This window comes from Atopobium fossor DSM 15642 (assembly GCF_000483125.1).
GTDB lineage: Bacteria > Actinomycetota > Coriobacteriia > Coriobacteriales > Atopobiaceae > Atopobium > Atopobium fossor.
In genome coordinates this window covers 216760-225503 of sequence record NZ_AXXR01000004.1, presented here as the reverse complement: position 1 = coordinate 225503, position 8744 = coordinate 216760, and the positions used below count along the sequence as shown (strand labels likewise).

The window sequence follows — 8744 nt, the reverse complement described above, 5'->3', positions numbered from 1 at the left end:
AATTGAGTGCGCATTTAACTACACTCAAGCCTACGCGGTTTCACGGGGACGTCCAGAACCCCGCCAAGCTACCCTTCTCCGTCACCCCATCGGTAATAACGTACTTTCGGTGGTGCAGGAATGTCTACCTGCTGTGCATCGACTACGCCTTCCGGCCTCGCCTTAGCTCCCGACTGACCCTGGGAGGATTAGCCTTGCCCAGGAAACCTTGGATTTACGGCGGAGGTGTTTTTCACACCTCTCTCGTTACTCATGCCAGCATTCTCACTTCTAGTCAGTCCACCATGGGTTATCCCACAGCTTCAACCCAAATAGAAAGCTCCCCTACCACTAATTAGATTAGTCCGTCGCTTCGGTACTATGCTTAGCCCCGTATATTATCGGCGCATGTCCACTCGACCAGTGAGCTATTACGCACTCTTTAAATGAATGGCTGCTTCTAAGCCAACATCCTGGTTGTCTGAGCAAACGCACATCCTTTGCCACTTAGCATAGATTTGGGGACCTTAGCGGACGGTCTGGGCTGTTTCCCTTTCGAACACACGGCTTAGCCCACATGTTCTGACTGCCAGACTCTAGACCTTAGGCATTCGGAGTTTGATTGATGTTGGTAGGCGGTGAGGCCCCCGCGACCATTCAGTGCTCTACCTCCTAAGGTAAACGTCTGACGCTAGCCCTAAAGCTATTTCGGGGAGAACGAGATATCTCCAGGTTTGATTAGCCTTTCACTCCTATCCACAAGTCATCCCCTCAGTTTTCAACCTAAGTGGGTTCGGCCCTCCGCGGGGTCTTACCCCCGTTTCAGCCTGCTCATGGATAGATCACCTGGCTTCGCGTCTACGACATGCGACTTATGCGCCCTATTCAGACTCGCTGTCGCTGCGGCTCGCTTTTAAGCTTAACCTCGCCACATATCGTAACTCGCTGGCTCATTCTACAAAAGGCACGCCGTCACAGTGCAAGCACTGCTCCGACTGCTTGTAGGCACACGGTTTCAGGTACTATTTCACTCCCCTTTAGGGGTGCTTTTCACCTTTCCCTCACGGTACTTGTTCACTATCGGTCACAGGAGAGTATTTAGGTTTGGAGGGTGGTCCCCCCAGATTCCCACCGGGTTTCACGTGTCCGGCAGTACTCAGGTGCTTACAAGACAGTCTTTGCATTTTCGTCTACGGGACTTTAACCCTGTTTCGTTGAGTTTTCCAAAGCTCATTTAACTAATACAAAGATTTGTAACTGCCTAAAAGAGAAACAGCTCTTTTATATGTAAGTCCTACAACCCCGAGCGGCGCAACGCCTGTTTGCTATACGCTACCGTCGGTTTGACCTACCTCCCCGTTCGCTCGCCACTACTAGGGGAATCTCGGTTGATTTTTATTCCTCTGGGTACTTAGATGTTTCAGTTCCCCAGGTTATCTCTGACACGCCTATGTGTTCAGCGTGTAGTATCAGGAGATGAATCCTGATAGGTTTGCCCATTCGGAAATCTACGGGTCTAAGAATATGTGCTTCTCACCGTAGCTTATCGCAGCTTGTCACGTCCTTCGTCGGCTTCCTGTGCCAAGGCATCCACCGTGTGCCCTTACTATCTTCTTTTAAAAGATTTAAAGGTTATACATACACTAATATGAAAATCATATTATTCGATCAGATGCGATCTTCTTATATTAGAAAATCTTGATTATCACGCTATGCAGTTGTAAAGGTACACGGGGAAGCAAACCCCCAAAACCGAATACTGCGAGCTTGTATAAGCTCAGCTAAGACAAACATCCAATCAGAGAAATTAAACGGGTTTACCCAATCAAAATTAAGTCTTTACTAGATGAGGTTATTCTCCCTAGAAAGGAGGTGATCCAGCCGCACCTTCCGGTACGGCTACCTTGTTACGACTTCACCCCCCTTACCCTCCACACCTTCGGCGTCTCCCTCCCATACGGGTTGGGCCGACGACTTCGGGTGCAAACGACTCGGGTGGTGTGACGGGCGGTGTGTACAAGGCCCGGGAACGCATTCACCGCGGCGTGCTGATCCGCGATTACTAGCAACTCCGACTTCATGGAGGCGGGTTGCAGCCTCCAATCCGAACTGGGGCCGGCTTTAAGGGATTGGCTTACTTTCGCAAGTTCGCATCCCGCTGTGCCGACCATTGTAGCACGTGTGCAGCCCAGGACATAAGGGGCATGATGACTTGACGTCGTCCCCACCTTCCTCCGGCTTGACGCCGGCGGTCTCGCACGGGTGCCCAGCTTAACCTGCTGGCAACATGCGACGAGGGTTGCGCTCGTTGCGGGACTTAACCCAACATCTCACGACACGAGCTGACGACAGCCATGCACCACCTGTTTAGGCTCCTTTCGGCCACGACGTTTCCGCCGCTTCACCTAAATGTCAAGCCCTGGTAAGGTTCTTCGCGTTGCTTCGAATTAAGCCACATGCTCCGCTGCTTGTGCGGGCCCCCGTCAATTCCTTTGAGTTTTAACCTTGCGGTCGTACTCCCCAGGCGGGACACTTAATGCGTTAGCTGCGGCACGGAAGGTACATCCCCCCACACCTAGTGTCCATCGTTTACGGCTAGGACTACCAGGGTATCTAATCCTGTTCGCTCCCCTAGCTTTCGCTCCTCAGCGTCAGTTATGGCCCAGAAGGCCGCCTTCGCCACCGGTGTTCTTCCTAATATCTGCGCATTCCACCGCTACACTAGGAATTCCACCTTCCCCTACCAAACTCAAGTCTGCCGGTATCGGAAGCGGACGGGGGTTGAGCCCCCGGATTTAACTTACCGACCTAACAGACCGCCTACGAGCGCTTTACGCCCAATGAATCCGGATAACGCTTGCTCCATACGTATTACCGCGGCTGCTGGCACGTATTTAGCCGGAGCTTCTTCTGCAGGTACCGTCACCTTGTAGGCCTCGTCCCTGCTGAAAGCGGTTTACAACCCGAAGGCCTTCATCCCGCACGCGGCGTCGCTGCGTCAGGGTTTCCCCCATTGCGCAAGATTCCCCACTGCTGCCTCCCGTAGGAGTCTGGGCCGTGTCTCAGTCCCAATCTGGCCGGTCGGTCTCTCAACCCGGCTACCCATAACTGCCTTGGTAGGCCATTACCCCACCAACAAGCTAACAGGCCGCGGGCCCATCCTTTTCCGCAAAAGCTTTCTCTTGTTTGCCATGCGACAATCAAGAAGTATTCGGTATTACCTACGGTTTCCCGTAGCTATCCCAAAGAAAAGGGCAGGTTGCCCACGTGTTACTCAGCCGTTCGCCACTTTATACACACCCGAAAGTGCTTTAATCGTTCGACTTGCATGTGTTAGGCGCGCCGCCAGCGTTCATCCTGAGCCAGGATCGAACTCTCCGTTCAAATAACAAGACCAAAGGTCTTGTACATATGTGAGTTTATTCGAGTAAACCTGACATCTAAAATTTCCGCTGATCTGGATTCAAAGTAAAATTAACGATTGCTTATTTGCTTCGAAATTTCGCTGTGCTGTCTTTGCTGATCTTTCGATCGCAGTATCCGGTTTTCAAGGTTCGCCGCACATCAGGTGGTGTTTTTGTTGGCATCACCGCGTGCGATGTATTAATATACACACCCCTTTTGGGTGTTTCAAGTACCAAGACTAGATTTGTGTTGATTCATATTATGGACACAAATAACTTTCTTCTAAAGAATCTAGTTTACCTCTATCTATTGCGAAGCTTTTTATTCCTTTATATACCAAAAGAGGCTAATCAATTGATTAGCCTCTTTCTCTCAATCGAGTTAAATTTTACTCTTGGCACTTCTTTATTAAGGCATTCCCTTAATACGCATTGGCAAATTAGTCCTCATTGTCCTTACGACGAATACCAAAATGTGCACCTAATGCTGCAATTCCTGCTACCATGCTTGCAAACACACCTGCACCCATTGCTGCATCACCCGTCTTGGGAAGAACCTTTTTAGACTTACCCTTGTCTTGAGGCCTAATCTGAGGTTTCTTGTTACCTGGATTAGAAGGCTGGTCAGGCTGGTTTGGCGTATCTGGATTCTCGGGAGCTTTAACGGTAAGCGTAAAGCTAATAGAAGTGTCGGATGCATCGGTAGTTGCATCCTTACCATCTGCCCACTGCTCACCATTCCAGACAAAACTAAACGCCTTACTATGACCGCCACCTGTAGTAGCAGTTGCCTTCATAGCTCCGGCAATTGTGCCAACAACCGTAAGCTTGGTTCCTGGAGTTACATCATCATTAACCTTAACGCCATGCAGGATGAGCTTCATCCAACCATCTGCATCGCCAGCTTTTGCAACTGCATCCTGGAGATCAGTGTACTTAGTAAAACCATCCTTAAGTTTCATGGTTACTGTAACCTTGTTGCCACTCGTTTGTACGTTAGCAACCTCAAAAGCATCACCAAAGTTGTTGGTACTTACTTGGATGTTGGAAGGAAGCGTAATTCCTTCGGGAACCTCGAATGAGGCGGTAAAGGTGCAGTCTGCAACATTTACCATAATCTGAGATTGATCAACGCCTGGATAGAGCTTTTCGATGTTAGCCATCTGCTCCTTGATAGCATTAACGTTCAGTGCACCTGTGTAATCTACTGTACTGCCAGAGGTGGTAGTGTAAATTTCATCGTGCTCGGTATTATCACCAACCAAAATATCTGCAGGCAAAGTTGCTGTAATGGTGTGAGGTGTTTGTGCTGTAGCTTGGATTGTTGTTACATCAGAAGCAATGCTGTCCTTACCATCTGCCCACTGCTCACCAGTCCACATAAACGAGAAGGGCTTTGTTGTATTACCGTGAGTTGCAAGAGCATCGAAAGAACCTGTTACCTCAGCCTTTGCGGTAAGAAGCTTACCCTCTGCAACGTCAGCATTAACTAAAACGTTAGGAATAGTGAGTTTCATCCAGCCGTCTTGACTACCAGCAGTATCTACTGCCTTCTTAAGCTGATCATACGTAGTAATGTTATCGGACAAAGCCATAGACACTGTAGCTACGTTGTCTTGAACGTCTACCTTAGTTACCTTGAAACCACCAAAGTCCTTAAGTTCTAGGGTGTCTGGTGTAAGATTCTGAGGCATAGTCATGCCCGCAGGCAGCGTAAGTTTAGCGCTGAAATTAAAGTCCTTTACCTGCACAGTAATCTGATCCTGAGGAGTGTTGGGATACAGCGCCTCAATAGCAGCCATTTGATCCTTAATGGACTTAATATTTACGGCGCCCGTTACACCAATCTTTTGACCTGGCAGCACGCCATACACACTATTATTAGTAGAGTCATCGTTGATGAGAAGGTCTGCAGGAATAGTCTGGGCCATTTGCTTTACCGCAACAATGGTGTATTGGATGGTATCGTTATCCTTAGCTTTTTTATCCCTACCTGTATCGGATTGGGTAGCCTTCCAGCTAAAGTCAAATTTCTTGGTCTTTCCATTTGTAACAGAAGCTGTCGCATTAAACGAACCTTCTACCGTACCAGTTGCAACAAGCTCTTGACCATTGCTGAGCTTTGCGCCATCCAAAGTCAAGCCATCCACCATCACGGAAATAGGACGAGTATTGCCTACAGCACCGTCCATACCCGTAGAATCAACGGCATCCTTAAGCTCCTGGTAGTTGGTAATACCATCAACCAGCTTAAAGACAACCGTAACTGTTTGACCGTTTACCTCGGTAGACTGAACGGTAAATGCGTTACCCAAACCCTTAGTGGTAATAGTGGGATTGTCAGGAATCTTTACACCATCGGGCACAGTGATCTTTGCCGTAAAGGTAGAAGTAGCACCGTCAATCTGAATGTTTTTATAGTCGCTTTCTTGGATAGTTGGATACAGCGCTTGAATAGCCTGCATTTGATCCTGAATAGACTTTGCATCTACCTGACCAGTAAGGGAGAAAGTCTCTTTATCCACACTCACGAATTTGGTTTCTGCACTGGTATCAATGCTATCGCTAAAGATGTCGCCATCAATATTGAAGGACTTCTTAATCTCTTCGATGCTAGGATCAGACTTCCACTTAAGGTAATAGGTAATATCATTGTTTACCTTGGTGCCATTACTAAGTGTAGTGGCATTCTTACCATTAGCATCGGTATACCAATAGTCATGATACGTGGTTACAAAGAAAAAGCCTTTTTCGCGAGATTTATAGTCAAGAACGCTGTACTTCTTGGTTGCAATGTTGGCAAATGCTTTATCGGCAGCACTGTCTTTCTCTGGCGAAGCTAGACCATCTGTAGCAGTAGTCACATCTGGCTTGAGAGACTTAAGCACATCATCCAATAGCTTTTCATCAAGGACCTTTGATTTTGCCTTTACAGTTGCAACCTCGCCGCCCTTATCGTCAGTAGAGATCTCGAAGACTTCGGGGTTCTTTTTAAACACGCTATCGTCTGAGAAAATGCCTCCATTAGCAGAGAAGCGCACGGTTGCCATTTGATCCTCCCACTGAGCATACAGATCAATGGAGGGCTTGTTGGCGGGTACAGTAATAGTTTGATTGGGAGCAAAATTCTCTCCCTGGCCATCTGCCTTGGTGTTCCAACCCTTGAAAATCTTACCCTTAGGAGTAAAGGCTGTGTTTGCAGATGAAACAGTCTTGTGGTCTGCTACCTGTGCACTACGATCAGCATTCGTGCCCTTTTCGGTATAGGTCACATCAGTGGCGTCAGTATTGCTGTGATAAATAATGCCGTAGCTATTGCCATTTTCCTTCCACTTGGCATAGACCGTAATTGGCGAGGAAACATTTACTGCTGTTGCATCAAAAGGTGTCTCAGCACCATTATTCTTGTAGAACCACCCCTCAAAATCATAGCCAAGTGCCGATGGATTCTCGGGAACAACATTGGTGCCAGCTGCAGGCTTTGCATCAGACAAAAGATAGCCACGTATAGCAAGAGCTTCTTTGTCTTTAGTTGCACCATCTTTAAACGAAGCAGAAACTGCATTTTGAGTTCCAGGCTCGTTGAGTGTAAAAGTTACCTTCTCGGCAGGAACCCAAACATGCTTCTGGCCATCTTCAGATGGAGTAGAAACCGGATAAATATAGGATTGACCTGCAGAGTTAAGTGGAGAAAGTTGTGCTGTGGCTGGATTAGCAAGGGTAAACAGCATGAGCTTTTCGTTTCCGTTGTCCACACCATTGGTAGGCACTGTACTACCCGCACTACTATTGTAGTCTGGCGCATAGGAAACACGATAGGAGCCACCAAGAACTACGTGACCACCCAAAACCTCTGCAGCGCCGGTATGCGCGTCTTTTGTGGCGGGCGTCTCTACGTGAGAATTGCCAACAAACGTAATCTGACCATTTTTCTGTGCACCGTATAGCGCACCACTGTTCTTACCATTTCCTTTAATGGTAGAGTCGGTAAGAATAACCTTGCCTGTATTGATATTAAAACCGCCAACACCGCCATTATTAAACTCAAGTGTAGAGTTGGCTATAGTAACAACAGTTGATGCTCCACCCACAGAAATGCCTGCAGTTGAACCAGCATTAACAACAATGCGAGAGTTTGTAATAGTCGAGCTATCTTGAATCGCAAGACCCGTACTATAACGCCAAGAACTACCGGTATTGATGACCATTTCTGAATCTGTCATATTGAGACGATTGACATAGTTACCCATACCATAACCAGCAGTTGTATAGGATGCATTCTTGAGATTAAGGTCAATTCCGTCATACCAAGTACGCGTTTGTGAATTTAGGCTTACTGTACAGTTTTCAAAGGTCATATCACCCGAGTGAACCGCACGTAACTCATTAGCATCTGCTGTAATAGTGAGCTTGTCACGACCAGCACTGCCACGTACTGTACCTGCTACATAAAAGCTTGTAACACCATTATTCTTAAAAACATAATGTCCATCGCTGAGTGTTGCACCCTTGGCAACAGTAAGCGCAGTATTAAAATCAGTCATGGTGAGCGTAGCACCATTAAGCGCAGATAGAGAAGCTCCACTTTGTAGAGTAATGCCGTTCTTTTTTGTTCCGGTCATGTTGACATTTGAAGTAATAACAACACTTACACCAGATGGAATGGTGACATCAGCAACATTTGTAAAATTGCCTTTAACCATAATTTTAGTGATAGCAGGATTTGCCTTCTGCAGCTCAAGAGCCTTTGTAAAGGTCTTAAGTGCAGCAGATTCACCTGCACCAGTATTGGTATCGGCACCAGCAGTACCATCAATCCAAAGTACATTGGTTGCCACGTCATCAGCCGTACGACTAGCACTAGCTTCTGGAGCAGCTACAGGTGCAGCGGCAACAGGAGCTGCAACCTCGGAGGGTTTCTCGGTAGATTCAGACGCTGAAGTAACAGCAACTGGTGTAGTTGCATCTGCAGTAACAGGCGCGGATTCCGGGGTGGCCTGAGCTGGAGCCTCAGTTGCAGAAGATGCGGTATCTACTGTTGCATCATCCGCAGCAAATGCCTGCGCAGGCGTAAGCGAAAGGCACAGCGAGGCCGATAAAAATGCAGTAAGTGCCTTATGACCAAATGACGGTGGAATAGGACGAAAATTGTTGGACATAGCTTCTCCAGTTTCTCTCGCGACTGCCAACGAATACGTTTTGTGCTGTTGTTTTAGCCGTCGCCTTACTAATCGTAAAATTTAGAACAAGTTTCCTGAAAATACAAATAGTTAGCTGGATATAATATTAGCATATTAAGACTGGTAGATGCTAATTTATATAAAATCTCATTTCTGAAAATTCATTTGATTACCCCTCCAC

Annotated in this window: 1 protein-coding gene and 2 rRNA genes; all 3 read right to left on the bottom strand. The window is 47.3% G+C overall.

From position 1 onward, the window contains the following. Positions 1-1596: ribosomal RNA gene (locus tag G469_RS09140) — 23S ribosomal RNA — on the bottom strand; the annotation flags it as partial. Between the two features lie 248 nt (positions 1597-1844). Continuing rightward, positions 1845-3363, bottom strand: a 16S ribosomal RNA gene (locus G469_RS0102715). 460 nt (positions 3364-3823) lie between these two features. Further along, positions 3824-8542: an InlB B-repeat-containing protein gene (locus G469_RS08125; RefSeq protein ID WP_051353720.1), complete on the bottom strand. Its 4719-nt coding sequence runs from the start codon at positions 8540-8542 to the stop codon at positions 3824-3826. Between the last annotated feature and the right edge of the window lie 202 nt (positions 8543-8744).

Coding starts and splice junctions, on each gene's coding strand:
- G469_RS08125 (WP_051353720.1), bottom strand. CDS start 8,542: ATGTCCAACAATTTTCGTCCTATTCCACCGTCATTTGGTCATAAGGCA.